The following is a 21,505-nucleotide window of genomic DNA, read 5'->3' as shown; positions in this document are numbered from 1 at the left end:
AGGCGGCCGTTAGGCACCGCCTCTTTTTTAAAAAAAGGAGTGTAGCTTCATGCGCATGGACACATCGCCGATCACAAATACACCAGCAGCAAAAGTGAAACGTGTTCGGAAAAAATGGAATGGAGACCAGCTGCTTGCCCTGCTATTTTTAGCACCGTCAGCTGTTTTATTATTCATTTTTGTTTATGGATTTATTGGCTGGACAGGATATGTTTCATTATCGAACTGGACCTCGCTTGTTCCTGATTTTTCTTTCGCAGGTATGAAAAATTATGTCATGCTGTTTCAAGATTTTCGCTTTCAGTCAGATCTTCGAAACACGGTCTTTTTTACATTATTCTTTATTGGAGCAGTCATTGCTTCTGGGCTTGTACTGGCCATTTTACTAGACCAGAAGATCAAGGGGGAATCACTTTTTCGGAATCTCTTCTTCTTTCCGATGGCCCTTTCCTTTGTGGTCACAGGTGTTGTGTGGCAATGGATCCTAAATCCATCAACTGGGGTGAATCTGTTTTTAAAAACACTCGGCATCCAGCCCAAGTGGTACACGGATACGAACATTTTAGCTGGATTTGTCTGGGGGAAAATTGAGTTTGGTGTACCGGCAGCAATGATTGCAGTTGTCATCGCTGCTGTGTGGCAGATGACAGGGTTCTCACTTGCGATGTATTTGGCTGGTCTTAGAGGTATTCCAGAGGAAGTGAGAGAGGCTGCTAGAATGGATGGCGCAACCGAGTGGCAAATCTACTGGAAAATCATTTTCCCGCTGTTAAAACCAATCACAGCGAGTGTCGTCATTATCATGGCACATATTTCTTTAAAGATCTTCGATTTGATTTACTCGATGACAGGACCAGGTGCAAACTTTGTCACCGATGTGCCAGGTGTTTATATGTTTGAAATGACCTTTAGAGGAAACCATTATGCAGGTGGTGCCGCCATTGCGATCGTTATGCTGATTTCTGTTGCGGTCTTTATCGTGCCGTATCTCCTGTCTAGTCGGAAGGGGGCTTCATCATGATCGCAAGAGGGTTTGTCCGTCCAGTTCTTTATGCTTTATTAATACTGTGCAGTTTGTTTTTTCTCATGCCTGTTTATGTCATGCTCGTCACAAGCTTAAAGCCATTAGGTGAAGTGACCCTTGAGCGAATGTGGTCGCTCCCATCTACACTAGATTTCTCAAGCTACAAAATCGCTTTTGAAAAGTTATCACCCAATTTAATGAATTCTCTTTATCTAGTCATTCCTGCTACCTTATTGTCAGCTGTATTAGGTGCGATGAATGGCTATGTGCTGTCTAAATGGCGCTTTAAAGGATCAGAAGTGGTGTTTACCTTCATGTTGTTTGGTATGTTTATTCCATATCAAAGTATCCTCATTCCACTTATTCAATTTTTACGTGAAATCGGCTTGTATAACTCCATTCCGGGACTTGTGCTTGTTCATGTCGTATATGGCCTGCCAATCACAACACTCATGTTCCGCAATTTTTATGTAAGCATTCCTGATGAAATGATTGAATCAGCGAAGATGGATGGGGCCGGATTTATCGGGATCTTCAGACATATGATTCTTCCGCTTTCCATCACAGGGTTTGTCGTGGTTGCCATTTGGCAGTTCACAAATGTGTGGAATGAGTTTCTATTTGCGGTCACTATGACCACAGCAGAGAATCAGCCGGTCATGGTTGCACTGCAAAATTTATCAGGCAGTCAAATTGTGCAATGGAATGTTCAAATGGCAGGTGCCATCTTGGCTGCGCTGCCAACACTTTTGGTCTATATTCTACTTGGAAAATACTTTGTGAAAGGGCTTCTTGCAGGCTCTGTCAAAGGGTAAATTGATTTTCTTGTTATCGTTTTCATTTGGTGTACTGAAAGGATTGACTTCTCTTTAGATAGCGTCATAATAAAAGTTGAGACTTGCTAGTTTTCATCATGCTAGGCAAGGATTATCAAAGGGTAGCAAAGGGAGGAGTCATCCTGAATGAAGCAGTCACCAATTTTTTTACTGCCTGAATTGAAGGAGAGAATATGGGGAGGTACAGCCTTAAGGGATCAATTTGGCTATGATATTCCTTCTGATCAAACGGGAGAATGCTGGGCAATTTCTGCTCATCCAAACGGACCAAGTGTCGTGCAAGACGGTCCATATAAAGGGAAAACGTTGATCGAACTATGGGACAATCACAGAGAATTGTTTGGGGGAATAGAAGGCGATCGCTTTCCGCTCTTAACAAAAATTTTAGATGCAAACCAAGACTTATCCGTTCAAGTTCATCCAGATGATGATTATGCGGAAAGACATGAAAATGGCGAGCTTGGGAAAACAGAGTGCTGGTATATCATTGACTGCAAAGAAGGCGCAGAAATGATCTATGGTCATAATGCACGGACGAGAACTGAGCTTGTGACCATGATGAACAGCGGAGATTGGGAAGGCCTTTTGCGGCGAGTGAAAATTAAGCCGGGCGATTTTTATTATGTGCCAAGCGGTACCATTCATGCACTATGTGAAGGCACACTGGTTCTCGAAACGCAGCAAAGTTCAGATACGACCTATCGGGTGTATGATTATGAACGAAAAGACCAAAATGGCCATGAACGTGAACTTCACTTCACGCAGGCCATTGATGTCACAACGGTTCCTCATGTAGACGGTTATGCAGATGAATCAGTAGAAACTCGTCCAGGGGTGACCATTAGAACATTCGTAGAAGCAGAATATTTCTCTGTGTATAAATGGGAAATTGATCAAAAAGTAGAGCTATCGCAAGATTATCCGTTTTTGCTGTGCAGCGTTATTAATGGGGAAGGGTCCTTAGAGCATAATGGGCATACATATCCGCTGCCAAAAGGAGCCCATTTTATCCTGCCTGCTGAAACAGGGAACTTCACAATTGAAGGATCTTGTGAACTGATTGTGTCACATATATAAAGAAAAAGAGGATAAAAGAGGACTTCGAGAGTCCTCTATTTTTCTATTGCATAAAAGACTTGAAAGAGACTTGTTTTTGTCGATAAAGAGATTAGTAGACTATTATGCAAAGTTAAGAGAGGGACAGGGAACGTGAAAAAAACCATCAAGATTATGTTACTCGCAGCTGCCTTTGGTATGACATTACACACAGGCAAAGAAGTGCAAGCAGCCTCCTATGTCGATCAATCCATTTATACGATTAGCACCTCAAAAGTATTTACAACAGAAGCAGAAGTGAAAAAAGCGGTTGACACGTTGAAAAAGGATAAGAAATGGACAGCCACTTATCAAACTTCAGGAAATACATCGACTTATCAACTGACTGCCTCAGGATATGACTCACAAGTAGCAGCTAATGCAAGTGCCGCTGCATTAAAAAAAGAGTTAGGCATGAGCGGTACGGTGTCTCCAGTAGGTGACCGCCTTCCTTTACAGAAAATCGTATCTGATCCAATCAACGATGAAAGTCAGGCGAAAAAACTGACGCTCGAGCTGACGAAAACATCAGGACTCAATAGCACTTATGAAGCTATCAATCAAAGCAGACCATCTTATCAGGTCATTTCAGGAGCCATTGATTCTGAAACGAAAGTCAAAAATATTCAAACCGAACTACAAAAACAGGCCGGAGTCACGAGTACATATCAAACCGAAAACAAAGCTGGCACCGTGTATCAGCTGATCTCAGGCAGTATTGTCGGACAGAGTAAGGCAAATACCATCCTGCAAGGTTTTCAAAAGGAATCAGGTTTAAAAGCAGTACTCCAAACGGTAGCAGCAGGCAAACCGTATTACATCGTCACATCTGCTACACAAACGAATCAGTCTAAAGCGCAAACCCTTCTGACCCAGCTGCAAAAAGAAGCGAAAATCAGCGGAAAGATTCAGAAGGCTGGAGCTGTTAAAAATGTATATAGCATGGAATCAGGCTATTTCAAAGACAGTAAGCAAGCAGCCTCAGCGGCGGCTCAGATCAAGAAACAAGCTGGTGCGTCAGGTACTGTGCAGCGAGTAGGAAAAACGAAAAATTATATCGTAAAGCTCAATCAATTAAATGACACAACTTACGCAAAAACAGTTGCCTTTTTCAAGAAAAAGAAATGGCGCTATACGTCTAAAAAGATCTCCTCTACACAGCCATATCAAGTAGTGACTGGGAATCTTTTGGGCGATGATCAAGCGAAAAAAGCAACGGCATTTTTCCAAAAGAAAAAAGTATCCGCCACAACGAAAAAAACAGGCAAAGCATCTGACAGCACGTATCGACTTGTTGTGAATCAAGCAACGGATCAGACAAAAGTAAATAAAGGTGCTGCATACTTAAAAGCACAAAAGGTGACAAGCAGCATCACAACAGGCAAGGGGCAAGCCGTCAGTAAAGCATACAGCCTGATGACAACTCCTGTATATGATCAAAGCAAAGTAAAGCAGGCGCAAGAGATCATGAAAAAAAATGGAGTTGCCAGTAGTACAAAAACATTAACAGAAGCTGTTAAGCAATACCGTATTACGACAGAGGCGACTGTGAATCAGACAAAACTGAATCAAGCCTTAAGTTATTTAACCAAACAAAAAATGAAAGCAGCCGCTCAAAAAACGGGAGCAACTGATTATGGTCAATATCAGATCAAAACAGGGGTTATTTCGACTGCTGCCTTAAGAGATCAAGGCATGACATTCTTCAAAAAACGAAATGAACCAGCTGCTTATACAACAACGACAAAACCGGCATATAAAATCAACATCACACAGCAGTTTACAGGGTTACCAAATGCGAATGCGGCCATTGCTTTTGTGAAAAGCCAATACGGCTGGACAGCCACAGCGACAAAAATCAAAAACGGTCCAATGGTGATGCAGACGAATTATAACCTCACTGTCAATGAGATGGTAAACAAACAAATGAAGGTATCGCCGCAGACAGATGGTGCAGCATATGTCTATGCGACATATGTAGACCCAGCGACATCCACAGTGAATACAGACGGGCTAAATGTACGTTCTACACCTGATTCAAGTTCGGCTAGCAACATCGTCGCACAGCTGAACAAAGGAACAAAAGTGAAGCAGCTTGGAAAAGATGGCAACTGGATCAAGATCAGCCTCGGCTGGAGAAATGCGAGTTCAGCAGAAGTATTAAAATATGTAGACCCAGCGAATATCGCGGAGGGCACTCAATCTTATTTTCAATTTCTCAAACTCTCTGAAGCTGCAAATCTCAACCCGACTGAAGTGAATACGAAGATTTTAGCAGGGAAAGGCATTCTTGCCGGAAAAGGACAAGCCTTTATCACAGCAGCGAAAACGTATCATATTAACGAAATCTATCTCATTTCACATGCATTGCTTGAAACAGGCAACGGCAGTTCCATTTTAGCGAACGGTACGAAGTTTAATGATAGAATCGTGTATAACATGTATGGCATTGGTGCATATGACAGTAACCCGAATTACCTCGGTGCAAAGTATGCGTATGAACAGCAATGGTTCACACCAGAGGCAGCCATTATTGGCGGGGCAAAATTCATTGGCAACAGCTATATCAATAACGCCACATACAAACAAGATACCATTTACAAAATGCGGTGGTCTGCGACAGCGACTCACCAATATGCAACAGATATTGGCTGGGCTTCTAAACAGGTCACTCGTATGTATAGTTTGTATAACTTACTTGATAACTATACGCTGTATTATGATATCCCCGTGTATAACAAATAAAAAAACGTCCGTGCTTCTTAATGAGAAGCCGGACGTTTTTTGTGTAAGAGCTGATGTTCAATAAAGGAAAGAAGCTGCTGACTTGATTTCCCTTTTGAATATTGGTTCCATTCCTCAGCAAAGGTTTTCAATAAGTCTTGATTGGCTGATTCGTTTAGCCCCTTAAGCTCCTTTAAGAGCATATCTTGTGTGACGCAAGCCTTTCCTGGAATAATGTCTTCATAACGTTCGACTAAACCGCGTTTCATGCGATAAGTCTCTAGATCGTAAGTGAAGAACAAAACAGGCTTTCGGAGCAGCGCATATTCAAACACAATGGACGAATAATCTGTAATCAGGACATCGCATACAGAGAGCAATGGAAAGAGCGGCTGATCGGACACATCAAATATCCACTCACCATCTGTTTCTGCTTTGGCTAAATGTTTCACTGCAGGATGAAGTTTGACGAGCAGGATATAGTCACCATTCAGCTCTCTATGCAATTGTTCTTTAGAAAAAGGTAAGACAAGACCGTCCATTGCAAAGTCCCGGTAGGTCGGCGCATACAGCAGCACTTTTTTGCCTTTTGGAAAAATATCCGTCTGAAAGGAAATAGGGCGCTCATCATAGTACGCATCTGTGAATGGTACACCTGTTGGCAGAAAACGATCGTCCTTGACGCCAAATGAAGTTTTGAAAATCTCGCGCATGTGATCTGAGCCTGTAACGATATAATCGAAAGACGCATAGACCCGCTTGAAACGCTGCAGATCACGAGAACTACGGTGATGATTTGAAGCGTCTTCAAGACCGAACTTTTTCAAAGCACCATTGGCGTGCCACACTTGAATACAAGTGGTAGAAGGTCTATTTCTTAGCACACTTGTCATCAGAAAATAATTATCTGTGACGACAACTTTGCTTTTTAGCATCGTATAGATACATTGAATGAGATGGAAGGGATTTTTTTCATGAAAATAGCGAAATGACACATGAGGCACGTCCTTTTCTATCACGGAAGCATGCTTCGTATAGAGGACAGTGAGCTTCATTGTCATATTCGCCTGTTGTTGATAAGTATCAATGAGAGCAGCTGCATTCTCTTGGAATGAAACAAGCAGCGTCACCTGATTGTCACGAGGTTTCACGCCGCTCATGAGCCATCCAGCAAAAGAAACAAAAGCTGCATAGCATGAGATGATCATTGAGCGTATATTCATCATGTATCAGTCTCTCACAGCTGCTTCGTCTGATCTTTTACTTGCTCAGGATAGTAGCGCTTTTTCCCTTTGTTTTCTTTTAATACGGCAAAAGCGTACTTTGGGATATTCAGCATTCGTTTCCATCTCCACGGATTGACAATGAGTCTGTACAGCCATTCCGTATTTGTTTTAATCATCCAGCGTGGTGCACGCTTCACCGTACCGCTAAATACATCAAAGCTTCCACCTAAACCGATGCAAACAGCTTGCGGGAACAAATGACGGTATTCATAAATAAAGTTCTCTTGGTTTGGATAACCTAAAGCAACAAACACCATATCTGCTTTTGAACGAGCAATTTGTTTTGCCACAAATCGTTTATCCGCTTGATAACCATCACAGCTGCCTGCAATCACCACATTTGGATATTCTGTATCAATTCGCTGTTTGACAGCCTCGAGCACTTCTTCTTTCGCCCCATATAAAAAGATACTTTTAGATTGCTTGTTTGCGAGATCAAGCATAGACATGAACACATCAAAACCTGCAATTCTTGATTTCAATGGACTTTGCGTCATGCGTGACATCAACACAACACCTACACCATCCGGCAGTACATAATCCGCGGAAGAAACCACTTGATGATATGCATCATCCTTCATGACAGCATAGCCGATCTCTGGATTCACTGTCGCAATCATGGCGCCTCTTCTCTGGGAAATATGATGCTGGTTGATATAGCTAATAAATTCATCTAAGTCACCATTTACATAAGAAAGGTTAGAGACCACTTCTGTTTGCATTGTTCAGACCTCCTTTTTCATTTTGTTATCTATGAAACGTTCATTGTAAATTCATTCTTCGCCTACTCATCATTTTATCACAGTTGCTCCATGAAATATTAACAATAACTTTACAATCCTTTAAATTTCGTGACATTTTCATTAATTCATATGGACGATCCTTTGTGAAATATTGATTTCTCGGTCTTCTCCTCCTGCACCCAATAAATTGGAAATAGTTTGTCTTTACATTTTCTTAACCTTTCATAGGCGTTGTGATATAATGAAGTTCCGAAGAGCGAAAAAATGATCGATGATAATAGGATTACGGATAACATTACTGCTTGAAGCAGACGAATAAGGATGAAAGAAAGGAGTTCATGTTTGCAATGAAGAAAGTTATTACTTACGGTACATTTGATTTATTACACTGGGGGCACATTAAGCTGCTAGAGCGTGCAAAGCAGCTCGGAGATTACTTAGTGGTGGCCATCTCTACAGACGAGTTTAATTTACAAAAATCAAAAAAAGCTTATCATAGCTACGAGCATAGAAAGCTGATTCTTGAAACCATTCGTTATGTAGACGAAGTCATTCCAGAAAACAGCTGGGATCAAAAAGTCCGTGACGTGCAAGAGCACGATATCGATGTGTTTGTCATGGGAGATGACTGGGAAGGTAAATTCGATTTCTTAAAAGAACATTGCGAAGTCGTATACTTGAAGAGAACAGAAGGCATCTCGACAACACAAATTAAGGAAGAAATTGCGGGACTTTAATAGATCGAAAAAAAGTACTTCTTATCTTTTGGTGAGAAGTACTTTTTCATGTAAAATACAATGAGCAAGTCATCATTATTTTTAAGGAGAGCTTCCTTTGTTTCAAAATTGGATGAAGAAAAAAGTTGAAGATACATTGGATCAATCTGAACAACATGAAACAATGGCATCAGTGGACATGCCTGATATGGATTACTACTTTATTATGGGTGATGTGCCAAAACAGGATGAGAGCTTAACGAAATCTTTAAAGACAAGAATTAAGCCCTTGGCTGATCAGCATAAGCGTACTGCAATTTTAACTTTAAATTACGATGCAAATGTGAAAGAACGTATTCACCGCATGGAAGAGATCTTTTCTTCTGAGGTTGACATCTTGAATGTGTATGAACACTATATCCTACCGGAAAGCGGTAGTAAGAGACGTTACTCGGAATTTATTGTCGGTGAATCATCGCATTCGATCAATGAAGCAGTGACTCCAGCAGATGAATCCACGATTCAGGTGACGAGATATGAACGGTCTTCTTCTCCCATTTGTTATATTGAACAATATAATGAAGAGAAGCAATTGGTGAAAAGGGAAGAATATAATTTTCATGGCGTTTTATGCAGAGTACAAAGTTTTGTTCCCCATACAGGTGCACTATACTTGGAGGAATTGATCAATGACGATGGCAGCATTTTTATGGAGATCATCTATGCTGGTGATGCAAAAAAGAATCCAGTCCGTCACATTAATTGGTATAAAAAAACAGGAATTCAAACATTTACAAAGAAGACGGATATAAAACAACAATGGCTATCCAGCATTCAATTACAAAATGACCGGTTAAAACTGATGGTCACAGAGGACCGGGACCAGGACCGCCATTTGTTTAAAATAGATCAACCGGAATCAACTTATTATGCTGCTTTTGTGCATGAAGCCCATTATGAGGAAAATCCGCACCATATCAATTCTCAATATGGAGAATTATTTAAACAAATAAGAAAACAGCAAGTGGATGCCGTCTTCTTTGGCGATACTAAGCATAAAGAAGATGTTGAGAAGGTTTTAGGAGAACAAACTTATTTCTACCATGTGCCTTCTGATGAAATGTCAGCTTGGAAAACAGTACTTCATCAGATGCTGGAAAACCGTATACGTAAAGATGAGCTGAGAAAGATCGTGGATCGCACGAAATGGGTGCTGCATGATCTTAGCTCTGAACACCATGTTCTTCATCTTCAGCTTAAGATGACAGACGAAATGAGCCAAGCGGATCATGTGGAAATTGATTTTGCAGGATATGATCGAGTGAATGGAGCTGAAATCATTTCTCAAACAATTGATGAGAATGATCAAGTCAGTTTCCCAATTGGTCATTTTCAAACAAAGAAAAACATCGAAACCAACCAAACAAAATTTGTGGATTTTTACATCCGCTTTAAAACAGAAGAACTTCAAGAAGTTTTACAACGTCTAGAAGTAGAGGGAGAGCTCCTTACCAATAAACCATCTTCAATTGATGGTTGGTCGTATCAAACGAAACAGGGGAACTATTCTTGGAAAGTAAAATAATGATACAAATAACGGTAAGATTTTTGAACAGAGGAGATTAACGATTAATGATTGAAGAGGGAATCCATAAGAAGAGTGTCGTTGAAGGTTTAAAAAATCATCATGAAAAATTGGAAATGCTCGTTCGCATCTACGATGACATGCCATTAGCAGATAGAGAGTTTTATCTGTTTATGAGGGAAAGGGTCTCAAAACAAGAACTATTCCTCCCGCTTGTTCATCAAGAAGAGAATCTATTCAAATTGGTACTGAGTGAAGCATCGCTTCCGCTTGCGTTAGAGCAAGGCCAGACATACAACTTGTATGTCACGGACTATCTGAGCGCAAACAAAGAAGAGGACGAAGACGAGCTTGAAGACTCAGCCTATGATTCTGATTCGGAAGAAGAGGATGAAGACGTAAAAGAAGCGGATACCAGCGCGACTTCCGAAATAGAAGAAAAAACACCATATTATAAACGTCGTTTGAAAATGGAAATTGAAACGCCAGAGCTGACATTTTTAGAAAATAAAGAAGCGCTGTTGTATGTTATTCCATATCGTACAGACAAAGGCAATGCTTCATTGAAAATCAAACGGGAGCTCAAAGTTGTGAAATTCCATCATATCGAGCTCAACAAAGAATGCACGCTATCTTTATCTGGGTATGCAGGCGTTCTAAGTGCAGAGCATCCTTATCAGATCAAAGAAGTAAAGCTTCTATTGAAGAAAAATGGTGAGGAACCAGTTGAGCATCGTTTTCCTGTCAAGATGACACATAAAAAAGATGAAGTCATTCAATATCGTGACGACCATCAAACACCACAACTGTATCAATTTTCAGCAGAAGTTCCTTTAGAGGAGTTAACTTATTCCTTAAACAAACGGTTTGTCTATCGCTTCTATTTTGAGTTTATTTGCGATGTTAACGGAGTGGAAGAAACGTTAACAACAACTTCTTTAGTGCTTGGAGATCGTTCAAACAAACTCAAAGGACTTGTTCAAATTCATAAAAGAAACGATGTACCAATTCGATATGAAGTGTACAGAAAGAAAAAAAGACAAACTTTAGGCATCCGAATAAATGATTACACCATGAAGACACGTGCTAAGTACTACGTAAAAAGCAAGTGGAAGAAATTCAAGAAGCAAGTGGGTAAGATTAAAAAAGTTCGCAATCGCCTTGTGACAAGTACTTTCCAAACGACCTTTACACTGGCGAGTAAACTGTCCGTCAAAAAGAAAACCGTTATTTTTGAGAGCTTTAATGGGAAACAATTCAGCTGTAACCCGCGTGCTATTTATGAATATATGAAAGAAAATCACCCTGAATATACGCTGATCTGGAGTGTTAAAAAAGGTCATGAAGCACCATTTAAAGAAAAAGGCATCTACTATATCAATCGTCTGTCATTGAAATGGATTTTTGCAATGGCAAGAGCTGAGTATTGGGTCGTAAACAGTCGTTTGCCGCTATGGGTTCCAAAACCAGAACACACCCAATACTTACAAACATGGCACGGCACGCCATTAAAACGACTGGCGATGGACATGGACGAAGTGCATATGCCTGGAACAAACACGAAGAAGTACAAAAAGAATTTCACGAAAGAAGCATCGAATTGGGATTATCTCATCTCTCCTAATGCCTACTCGACTGAAATCTTTACACGTGCGTTCCAATTTCAAAAGACCATGATTGAGTCAGGATATCCGAGAAATGACTTCCTTCACAATCAAAACAATGAAGAAACGATGAGAGCACTGAAACAAAAAATGAACCTGCCACTTGATAAAAAATTGATTTTATATGCACCGACATGGAGAGACGATCAATTTTATAAAAAAGGGCAGTACAAATTTGATTTAGATCTTGATCTGCATGAGCTACGAGCATCTATCGGAGAAGAATATATCATCATCCTTCGTATGCACTATTTAGTAGCGGAAAACTTTGATCTCGGACCATATGAAGGCTTTGCCTATGATTTCTCTCATTACGAAGACATTCGAGACCTTTATATGATTTCCGACCTACTCATTACAGATTACTCTTCCGTGTTCTTTGATTATGCAAACCTTAAACGTCCGATGCTGTTCTATGTACCAGACATCGAAACATATCGTGACAAACTGAGAGGCTTCTATTTTGACTTTGAACAAGAAGCACCAGGACCACTTGTAAAAGAAACATCACGCGTGATTGAATGGGTAAGAGAAACAGAACAACCGACATTTACACTACCAGAATCATTTGCACCGTTTTATGAAAAATTCTGTTACTTAGAGAGCGGGGAGTCATCGAAGCGGGTGGTTGAAGTAGTTTTTAATTCGCACCGCTTTTAATTGTTTTCTTATAGATGGAAAAACACCTTTGGAAGGTATCAAGTTCAATACTTGACCATTATCCAAAGGTGTTTTTAAATACATATAATTTTATTCTGTATATAAGTGGTTAATTAGTTTTAGTACAGACATTTTTGTAGAAGAGGTCTAGCGCCTCGCTATTATACTTTTCATAATCAAAGGATTTTTGTTCCATACTATTCTGGATAAAATCAGACATACCATTAAATAGCGCAGTTTCATTATTATCAACTAATAATCCGTATCCACCCTCTAAGACGGAATGTACTCCAGTTACATCGGTAGCTATAATTGGTTTTTTCAGAATCATTGCTTCCATTAGAACCAAGCCTTGCCCTTCATACTCTGAAGATAAGACAAAACAATCACATTCATCTAGTAAAGAAAATGGATTTTCGAGTTGTCCAACAAAAAACACGCAATGTTCTAGATGTAATTTTTTTGTGTGATCCTTTAACTCTCTTTTTAAAGGCCCTTCACCCACAATATACAATACAGCTTTTGGGTATTGTTTGTGTAATTGTGAAAAAGCAGAAATTAATTTCTTTTGTCCTTTTTCAGGGGATAATCTTCCAATAGTTATAAAGTTGATATAATCCTTATTAGGAAGTGGTATCCCAGATAAATTAAGACCGATGGATTCGTTTTTATCATTTTGGTGAGTAATTAAATATCTCTCATTATTAAATTCTATAATCTCTTTATTTTCTTTCATTTGAAGTACTTTGTTAGGCGAGATTACATTATTAACAAAAACCATTTTCTCTAAAGCATTAGGAACAAAAGGGCTTAAATTCAAGTGATTTTCTATGTTAGTCGATTCGGCAACTGAAACAATTCTATCGAAGAACTTGTAAAGTGAGAAAATGACTTTTAGGTTACCACGATGTTTATATTTGTGGTTCACTTTCTTGTTATATTCTTTCATCATGTCAGCATGAAGGAAAATACTTTTGACTTTAAAATCTCCGAATGCGAAAAGAAGAGTCCAGAACTTGTTATATCCTCCAAAATCTATTCCTACATCAAATTTCGTATTACCAATAATTCTCTTTAATTCTCTTTTATATGAGTTTACTGGAGTGTATTTTAACATTTTGTTATTGTATATACCACGGCGGAAAATTAGATTCTGTTTATATGTTTCTACTAATGTTCTATTAACAAAACCTGGTCTATAAATAATATGAACATTAGGATGAAGCTTCTGTATGTTCATCCATTTATCCTTATGATAATTTGAGTTATCAATGACGACAACTTCATATTTGTTGTAATCAATCTGATCAAATAAATTAGTCGCTGAAACGGTTATACCATTATTGTAGAAGCCCCCACAATAAAAAAGTAATTTTTGTTTATTGCTTTCAACCTTGATTAATTCATCTTGATTTTTCCCTTTAAATATTATGTCAATGAGTCGATCAGTAGCATTTCCGTCATCATAAGAGCAATATTCATCTAAAAACTCTTTGTATTGACTTTCAAACTGTTTATTGAAGTTATTTAAACTGTTTAGTTGACCTAAGCTGTCAATTAAATCAACTATACTTTCACAGATAGGTCCTGGAAGTTTTGTTATATCTAAATAAAAACCTCTCTCTGCTTCATATTCATGTAAGTCAGGCATATAGAAAAAGACAGGTCTTTTTAAAGGTAGGAAATCGAAAAAGATACTTGAATAATCTGTAATCAAAATGTCTATAGCTGATAAAAGTTCATTTGTATCAATCCAGTTTGGAACACAAAGATGTTCAAGACCACTCTGTTTAAAAAATTTATAAGAAAAGTAATGAGATTTTAAAAGTACTAAATAATTATCACCAAGCGCCTGCTGAATTTTCACAACTTCACTATGCAATGTATAGCAAGTATCCTCTTCGGCACCTATTGTTCCTCTCCATGTTGGAGCATAAAGTACAATTTTTTTATTAAAAGGTAGGTCTAATCTTTCTTTCACACTTTCACTGCTAGTGTTTAATGTTAAATCTACTCTAGGATAACCGATATTTGCAATTTTCCCGGCAAATATCCCAAAAACATCATTTGATTTTAGTAACTTTTCATACGTAAAAGTATTCGGGCTAATAAGGTAATCACAATGAAGCAAATTTCTTTGTATATTTTTATGACCAGACATTGATCTTTTATTAATATCTTTCCCTAAAGTTTTTAAAGGAGTTCCATGCCAAGTATTGATATAAACTTGCTCTTCTCTTTTAATAAAATAAAAAGGAAATGACGTATCATTAACTAAATATTTAGAAGTTGCTAAATATTTTAGATATTCGTCACTATCAACTTTAACAAAGGAAATATTAGAAGTTTTCTGCTTTAATTCTGTAATCATTGGATCATTAAAATCATTAATGACCCAAACGTGATGTAAATCTTTAAAAGTACTATCTTTCATCAATCCTAGAAAAATTGCATAACAATTTCCAGAAATACTTTTTCCATGATAAGCTTCATATAGAATATAATTACTTCTAACCGGATTTTTCTCTAAATAGGAGGTATATTTACTTCTGATACGAAGTCGTGAATCTCTGGAAAATTCAATTAGTGGATTTAAAATAAATTTAATCTTTCTTGTAACAATTTTTTTGAATTGCTTGATTCTCATTAATGTTAAGCCCCTTCATGTAATATATATAATAGGAAAATGATATTTATTTCGGAAATGCAATTATCCTGATAATTATATTCTAATGGCAATTATAAAGCAATGATATAATAAGGTAATTAGTAACCTAGAATAGCTGAATATACCAGCGTTTGTTTTGATCGAATTTCCCTACTAGTTAATATACTCATTCGATTTGAAAAGTGAAATATTTCTCAACATCTGTTACAATTATGAGCGGTGATTTTTTTAAAGAGGTAATCCCAAAACTAATATCTAAGGAAGATTAGAATGAACGCATTGTTTACAATATTAAGAGAGCAAATCAGCTCACTTCCGCTGATTATACGACTTGCTGTTTATGAAACAAAATCAAAATATCAGATGAATTATTTAGGTGTTTTGTGGCAGTTTTTAAATCCATTAATGCAGATGCTAGCTTATTGGTTTGTTTTTGGTATGGGTATTCGCGGAGGACAGCCAATTGCCATTGGAGACATGGAGGTTCCATTTATCATCTGGATGCTTGCCGGTTTAATCCCTTGGTTCTTCATTAGTCCAACCATTCTTGATGGATCAAACAGTGTGTTTAAACGCATTAATATGGTATCGAAAATGAATTTTCCGATTAGTGCGCTGCCGTCTGTGGTCATTATGTCCAACTTGTTCAGCTATTTTGTCATGATGGGTGTCTATCTTATTGTGCTGATTTCTTATGGCATATATCCTGACGCGCATTGGCTACAATATATTTACTACCTTATATGTATGATCGCGTTTATGTTTTCGTTTAGTTTGTTTAATTCAACAATTAGTGTACTCGTAAGGGACTATCAATTTCTTTTACAATCAGTGACACGTTTACTTTTCTTTTTGCTGCCGATTTTTTGGAATATCTCAGAAAAGCTCACTGGAGACAAAGCATGGATAGGAGATATTTTAAGATTAAATCCTCTTTTCTACATTATTGATGGTTTCAGAAATAGCTTGTTAAAGGGAGAATGGTTCTTCCATGATGTGAAATATACGCTTTATTTCTGGCTGATTACGCTTCTTCTTTTAACAGTCGGTTCATTACTGCATATGAAATTTAGGGATAAATTTGTCGATTTTCTTTAAAAAGTAAGGAGATTATACGATGAAACTAAAGGTTTCGTTTCGAAACGTATCCAAGCAATACGTCCTATATAAAAAACAGTCGGACAAGATTAAAGGGCTGTTTTTACCTAATAAAAATGAAAAAGGTTTCTTTGCCGTTCGTGATGTGTCTTTTGATGTCTATGAAGGAGAGACGATTGGTTTTGTAGGGATCAACGGTTCTGGGAAATCCACGATGTCGAACCTTCTAGCGAAAATCATTCCACCGACAAGTGGTGAGATTGATATGGACGGCCAGCCATCGTTAATTGCCATTGCGGCAGGGCTGAACAATCAGTTAAGCGGTAAAGACAACATTCGTTTAAAATGCTTAATGATGGGTCTGACAAATAAGGAAATTGACGATCTTTATGAAAAAATCGTAGAGTTTGCGGATATTGGAGACTTTATAGACCAGCCTGTAAAGAGCTATTCAAGCGGAATGAAATCCCGTCTTGGTTTTGCTATTTCAGCACATATAGATCCAGATATCCTCATTATTGATGAGGCACTGTCTGTAGGAGACCAAACCTTCTATCAAAAATGTGTGGATCGCATCACCGAATTCAAAGAACAAGGAAAGACGATCTTTTTCGTCAGTCACTCCATTAGTCAAATCCAAAAAATCTGTGATCGGGTTGCTTGGATGCATTATGGTGAACTTCGTATGTTTGATGATACGAAAAAGGTTGTGAAAGAGTATAAGGAGTTTGTTGATTGGTTTAACAAGCTTTCTAAGAAAGAGAAAAAGGAATACCAATTGAAGCACAAGGAAGGTCGAAAAGGCGTACAAACGACAGAGAAAGTCACGAGGTATAATGACACTGGAAAACGACGTTCCTTTTTCGGACCGGCGTTTCAAGTCACCATAATAGCTGTTTTAACCATCTTACTTGCCCTTTCTATGTTTTCGGATCGTCCGCTGCGTACACTGGCGACATTTGGTGCAATTCCTTCAGGTAAAACAGAGACGCCCCAGTCAACAAACCATGAGACGAAAGGTGCCCCTGATGATATGAAAAAGATTGATCAACAGGCTATAGTTAAGGCAGATCCAATGACGGTTTATACAGACAGGGCCATGAAAAAAAAGGCAGACGTCACATTATCGTTTGGACAAGAAGTGAAGGCTGTGGCTAAAAATAAACAAGTCGTTCAAATCAAAACAGCATCAGAGACGTATTATGTGAAACCTGATGCGCTACAAAACGCAGATGAATTGAAGCCGTTATCCATAGGACCAGCACAGTTCAATTCCTACGTATCGCCCGCATCTGCGGGTTCGTATGAGTACTTACTTTCTTTCCTTGGAAAAGAAGAGTCTGTGCTGAAGCAAAGAATGCAGACACTTAGCTCGGTCAAAAGTGAACAAGGCGATACCATTGAGCGGCTGACCACTGAGAAAACCGATTATGTGATTGAAAATGGCCAGGCAAATACAATGGTGTTCCACGAGATCATGCCCATCTCTCCTTCAACACTTGGGCTGACAGAACAGAATGTCTGGATGAATGAAAAACAAACGAAATTCGCAGTAAAAGGCGAAAATCATCTATTAGTTATCGATAATGAACAGCATACGCTGACTGTTTCAGCGAGCAAATAAAAAGCTGCCGATGCCGGCAGCTTTTTTTAATTCACTTCTTCTTTTTCAAGAAGTTGTTTCATAAATGGAATGAGTTTTTTCTTGAGCTCTTCATCTTGAAGGGCAAACTCTAGCGTCGTTTCAATGAAACCTTGCTTCTCTCCGACATCATATCGTTTTCCTTCAAAGTCATAGGCAAATACACGCTGGATGTCATTGAGCTTTTGGATGGCATCTGTCAGCTGAATTTCTCCGCCTGCACCAATTTCTTGTTGATCAAGGTACATAAAGATCTCCGGCGTGAAAATGTAGCGCCCTAAAATGGCTAAATTGGATGGTGCGGTTCCTTGCGGCGGCTTTTCAACAAAGTTTTTCACTTGGTAGCGGCGCCCTTCTTGGGTAAGAGGGTCAATGATCCCGTAGCGATGCGTATCGCTGTCCGCTACCTGCTGAACGCCGATCACGGACGAAAGGGTTTTTTCATATTCATCCATCAGCTGGCGAAGTCCAGGTGTTTCGGCTTGGACAATATCATCACCTAATAAAACAGCAAAAGGTTCATCACCGATAAAGTTGCGTGCGCACCAAACGGCATGTCCGAGTCCTTTAGGTTCCTTTTGGCGGATGTAATGAATATCAGCAATATTAGAGGACTTTCTCACTTTTTCTAAAAGTTCACTTTTCCCTTTTTCTTCAAGGTTACGCTCAAGCTCTGGCGCAAAATCAAAATGATCCTCAATGGCTCTTTTCCCTTTTCCAGTGACAATAATAATGTCTTCAATTCCTGATTCTACAGCTTCTTCAATAATATATTGAATGGTTGGTTTATCAACGATTGGCAGCATTTCTTTAGGCATAGCCTTTGTGGCAGGGAGGAAACGTGTTCCGAGACCTGCAGCTGGTATTATGGCTTTACGTACTTTTTTCAATGAACTTTGCACCTTCCTTACATATAGAAAAAATGATGTGATCTTCATTTTTCATCTTTCATAAAGTGTAACTTACAAATGATAGAAATGACAAATGATTTACGAGAAAGATTTAAAACCAATTGTAAAGAACTTCTGTAAATATTCATGTTGAAAAGAGTAAAGGTGCTGTAAAGATTAAGAATAGAATGATTAGGATTCGTTCTTATTCTTTTGTATAATGAACAACATACAATAATTGAGAAGGAAAGAGGCATCGACTATTGAAAACATTACATGTAATGACTGTATTCGGGACGAGGCCTGAAGCGATTAAAATGGCACCCCTTGTCCTTGAGCTAAAAAAACATCCGCAAATCAAATCCTCAGTCACTGTGACTGCACAGCATCGGCAAATGCTTGATCAAGTGTTGAAAGCCTTTAACATTCAACCAGATCATGATTTAAATATTATGAAAGAACGCCAGACATTATCTGAAATCACATCAAATGCACTATTAAAACTAGATCAATTATTCCAAGAGGAAAAACCTGATATTGTCCTTGTTCATGGAGACACCACTACAACCTTTGCAGGAAGCTTGGCCGCATTCTACCACCAAATTTCTGTCGGCCACGTCGAAGCGGGTTTAAGAACTCACAATAAATACTCACCGTTCCCTGAGGAATTGAACCGCCAAATGACAGGCACTATTGCTGACATTCATTTTGCCCCTACGGCTGAGGCGAAGCAGAATCTTTTAGTAGAAAATAAAAAAGAAGAGACCATCTGTGTGACAGGGAATACGGCCATTGATGCCCTGCAAACAACAGTCACAGAACAATATCAACATCCAATTTTAGAGAAGATCGGTTCAGATAAAATGATCTTATTAACGGCTCATCGCAGAGAAAATCTTGGTCAGCCGATGAAGAACATGTTTAGAGCGATTCGCCGTGTTGTCGAAGAATTTGAAGGTGTTCAAGTCGTATACCCTGTCCATTTAAATCCTGCTGTTCGTGATGCGGCTCAGACAGAATTCAGTGATCTTGATCGTGTGCACTTAATTGAGCCGCTCGAAGTAGTTGATTTCCATAACTTCGCTGCTGCCTCGCACTTTATTCTAACGGATTCTGGCGGTGTACAAGAGGAGGCGCCTTCTCTAGGGAAGCCAGTACTAGTGCTGCGCGATACAACAGAACGCCCTGAAGGTGTGAAAGCTGGTACGCTGAAGCTCGCAGGTACAGATGAAGAGACCATTTACAACATGGCAAAACAGCTTCTAGTCGATCAGAAAGAGTACGACAACATGTCAAAGGCGTCTAATCCATATGGTGATGGACAAGCGTCAAAACGAATTGTCGAAGAGCTTCTCCATCGTTATGGTTTAAGTGATGAAAAACCAGCCCCATTCCAATCATAAAAAAAGAAGACTACATTCCTGTAGTCTTCTTTTTTACTGCTCCAAACTATCCTTCAATTCCTTCTTCACTTTCGCTAAACTGCTGTCATCAAGCTGATAGTAATAAATATTATTGATTCGTGCGCCTGTACCTTTCAGCTCGTGCTGTTTCACATTTTGTCTTGCATCACGATAATCATTCATCATCGTCCACATGTCGTCAAAGGACATATTCGTTTTCATGTTGTTTTCAACGACTTTAAACATATCGCCGAATTTCGTAATAGATGAAATGTTAGCGCCTTTTGCAATGATGCCTTCAATGACTTGACGCTGTCTTTGCTGACGGCCGAAATCACCTTTAGGATCTTGCTTTCTCATTCTTGTATAGGCAAGGGCTTGATCGCCGTTCAGGTTAATTTCTCCTGTACCAAATGAATGGCCATCATAGCTGAAAGCAAACGTGCTGTTCACCGTAATGCCGCCAAGTGTATCGACAATGTCTTTAAAACTTTCCATATTCACTTTCACAAAGTAATCCACAGGTACATCAAGCAGTTCCTCTACTGTATCTGCAGCCATTTGTGTACCACCGAAAGCATAAGAGTGGTTGATTTTATCCATTGTGCCTTTTCCGACAATTTTTGTATACGTATCACGGGGGATACTCACCATTTCAGTTGTTTTCGTTTTCGGATTCACTGTCATGTATATTAATGTATCTGCACGGCCTCGGTCATTCTTTCTTTCATCGACACCCATGACTAAAATGGAGATCGGGTCTTTTTTACTTAAATCGACATCTTTGTCACGCTTATCTGACTTCTTTAAGTTCTCTTGAATGCCTGCGACAGTGGATGCGGCTGTATTCCAAAGATGATACGCGTATCCGCCAGTGGCTAATACGAATAAGCCAATAATCGATAAAACAATCCAAAGAACCTTCTTTTTCTTTCTTTTTCTCTCAGCTCTCATAATGTCCCTCACCTTTTCTATCATTCTTCCATGATTATAGGTTTACGAATCTTGATAAACAAGTTATTTTTTTACTCTGAACCTAGATATAGACGTTGTAACAAAAAAAAGGTTTCAAAAAACCTTAAATTTACCTTAAAATATTAAGTTATAAGACGATACAAAGACATGAGGTGAAAAAAATGAAGAAAATCGTCGTTTTACCGTTCTTAATACTACTACTAGGTATCGTGCTCACAGCATGTGGAACGGCTGAGCAATCCTCAGGAGAAAACAAGACAAGCAGTTCAACTCCTCAGGTGCTGGAAGAAAAAGCTGAATTTATTGGAATGGCTGATGCACATACAGTCGAAGTGAAAAAAGTGAATACGACTTTAAGCTATGAATTTACGGATAATTTTAAAGATGTATTAAATGAATTTAAACCAGGTGACAAAGTAGAAATCTCTTACTTTATCAATGACAGTGGTCAAAAAGAAATTCAGAAGATTGAAAAACAGAAGTAAAAAAAGATGGG

The 21,505-nt window shown here is 38.7% G+C and carries 16 protein-coding genes; 11 read left to right on the top strand and 5 right to left on the bottom strand.

The genetic code is table 11. From position 1 onward, the window contains the following. The first annotated feature begins 49 nt into the window (after positions 1–49). From MHB38_RS17015 to MHB38_RS17000, 4 genes are all read left to right on the top strand, one after another. Complete coding sequence (locus MHB38_RS17015) at positions 50–1,021, top strand: carbohydrate ABC transporter permease (protein ID WP_341004044.1); 972 nt, start codon at positions 50–52, stop codon at positions 1,019–1,021. Then, positions 1,018–1,839: a carbohydrate ABC transporter permease gene (locus MHB38_RS17010; protein ID WP_007499907.1), complete on the top strand. Its 822-nt coding sequence runs from the start codon at positions 1,018–1,020 to the stop codon at positions 1,837–1,839. The genes MHB38_RS17015 and MHB38_RS17010 overlap by 4 nt, the downstream gene beginning before the upstream one ends. A gap of 147 nt (positions 1,840–1,986) precedes the next feature. After that, positions 1,987–2,937 (top strand): mannose-6-phosphate isomerase, class I, encoded by a 951-nt coding sequence (manA, locus tag MHB38_RS17005; RefSeq protein ID WP_007499909.1) that lies wholly within the window; start codon positions 1,987–1,989, stop codon positions 2,935–2,937. Between the two features lie 132 nt (positions 2,938–3,069). Further along, the gene (locus tag MHB38_RS17000; protein WP_017368159.1) at positions 3,070–5,700 is read left to right on the top strand and encodes an N-acetylglucosaminidase; all 2,631 of its coding nucleotides are present in this window, start codon (positions 3,070–3,072) and stop codon (positions 5,698–5,700) included. A 17-nt stretch (positions 5,701–5,717) separates the two neighbouring features. Here the strand turns inward: MHB38_RS17000 and MHB38_RS16995 are convergent, their stop codons facing one another. Beyond that, positions 5,718–6,905, bottom strand: coding sequence for a CDP-glycerol glycerophosphotransferase family protein (locus MHB38_RS16995; protein WP_017368158.1), 1,188 nt, complete (start codon positions 6,903–6,905; stop codon positions 5,718–5,720). A gap of 11 nt (positions 6,906–6,916) precedes the next feature. Next, positions 6,917–7,687 (bottom strand): WecB/TagA/CpsF family glycosyltransferase, encoded by a 771-nt coding sequence (locus MHB38_RS16990; protein WP_007499915.1) that lies wholly within the window; start codon positions 7,685–7,687, stop codon positions 6,917–6,919. 368 nt (positions 7,688–8,055) lie between these two features. Between MHB38_RS16990 and tagD the strand changes: the two genes are divergently transcribed. The 3 genes from tagD to MHB38_RS16975 all read left to right on the top strand — a co-directional run bounded on the left by tagD (position 8,056) and on the right by MHB38_RS16975 (position 12,333). Further along, positions 8,056–8,445: a glycerol-3-phosphate cytidylyltransferase gene (tagD, locus tag MHB38_RS16985; RefSeq protein ID WP_008343212.1), complete on the top strand. Its 390-nt coding sequence runs from the start codon at positions 8,056–8,058 to the stop codon at positions 8,443–8,445. Positions 8,446–8,542: 97 nt separating this feature from the next. Further along, on the top strand, positions 8,543–10,009 hold the full coding sequence (locus MHB38_RS16980) for an alpha-glucosyltransferase N-terminal domain-containing protein (protein WP_017368157.1): 1,467 nt from the start codon (positions 8,543–8,545) through the stop codon (positions 10,007–10,009). Between the two features lie 47 nt (positions 10,010–10,056). Further along, entirely contained in the window at positions 10,057–12,333 is a 2,277-nt protein-coding gene (locus tag MHB38_RS16975) for a CDP-glycerol glycerophosphotransferase family protein (RefSeq protein ID WP_135226385.1), read from the top strand. Between the two features lie 109 nt (positions 12,334–12,442). Here MHB38_RS16975 and MHB38_RS16970 read toward each other — a convergent pair whose 3' ends face one another. Next, a complete protein-coding gene (locus MHB38_RS16970) occupies positions 12,443–14,980 on the bottom strand; it encodes a glycosyltransferase (protein WP_017368155.1) in 2,538 nt (845 codons plus the stop codon). A gap of 291 nt (positions 14,981–15,271) precedes the next feature. Here MHB38_RS16970 and MHB38_RS16965 point away from each other — a divergent pair, with 291 nt between their 5' ends. Together MHB38_RS16965 and tagH are read left to right on the top strand one after the other, a co-directional pair. Next, on the top strand, positions 15,272–16,099 hold the full coding sequence (locus MHB38_RS16965) for an ABC transporter permease (protein ID WP_017368154.1): 828 nt from the start codon (positions 15,272–15,274) through the stop codon (positions 16,097–16,099). 19 nt (positions 16,100–16,118) lie between these two features. Next, the gene (gene tagH / locus MHB38_RS16960; RefSeq protein WP_202734186.1) at positions 16,119–17,723 is read left to right on the top strand and encodes a teichoic acids export ABC transporter ATP-binding subunit TagH; all 1,605 of its coding nucleotides are present in this window, start codon (positions 16,119–16,121) and stop codon (positions 17,721–17,723) included. A 26-nt stretch (positions 17,724–17,749) separates the two neighbouring features. On the opposite strand, the gene galU is transcribed toward tagH, so the two are convergent. Beyond that, positions 17,750–18,631 carry a UTP--glucose-1-phosphate uridylyltransferase GalU gene (gene galU, locus MHB38_RS16955; protein WP_008343198.1) on the bottom strand — a complete coding sequence of 294 codons (882 nt, stop codon included), beginning with the start codon at positions 18,629–18,631 and terminating at the stop codon, positions 17,750–17,752. A gap of 263 nt (positions 18,632–18,894) precedes the next feature. Here galU and wecB point away from each other — a divergent pair, with 263 nt between their 5' ends. Further along, on the top strand, positions 18,895–20,034 hold the full coding sequence (gene wecB, locus MHB38_RS16950; RefSeq protein WP_017368152.1) for a non-hydrolyzing UDP-N-acetylglucosamine 2-epimerase: 1,140 nt from the start codon (positions 18,895–18,897) through the stop codon (positions 20,032–20,034). Positions 20,035–20,067: 33 nt separating this feature from the next. Here wecB and tagU read toward each other — a convergent pair whose 3' ends face one another. Further along, a complete protein-coding gene (gene tagU / locus MHB38_RS16945) occupies positions 20,068–20,988 on the bottom strand; it encodes a polyisoprenyl-teichoic acid--peptidoglycan teichoic acid transferase TagU (RefSeq protein WP_008348305.1) in 921 nt (306 codons plus the stop codon). A gap of 182 nt (positions 20,989–21,170) precedes the next feature. Between tagU and MHB38_RS16940 the strand changes: the two genes are divergently transcribed. Continuing rightward, positions 21,171–21,494: a hypothetical protein gene (locus MHB38_RS16940; protein ID WP_035701604.1), complete on the top strand. Its 324-nt coding sequence runs from the start codon at positions 21,171–21,173 to the stop codon at positions 21,492–21,494. Positions 21,495–21,505: the final 11 nt, after the last annotated feature.

The sequence above is a fragment of the Bacillus sp. FSL K6-3176 genome, from assembly GCF_038003325.1.
Taxonomy (GTDB): domain Bacteria; phylum Bacillota; class Bacilli; order Bacillales; family Bacillaceae; genus Bacillus; species Bacillus altitudinis.
This window is presented reverse-complemented; position numbering and strand designations above follow the sequence as displayed.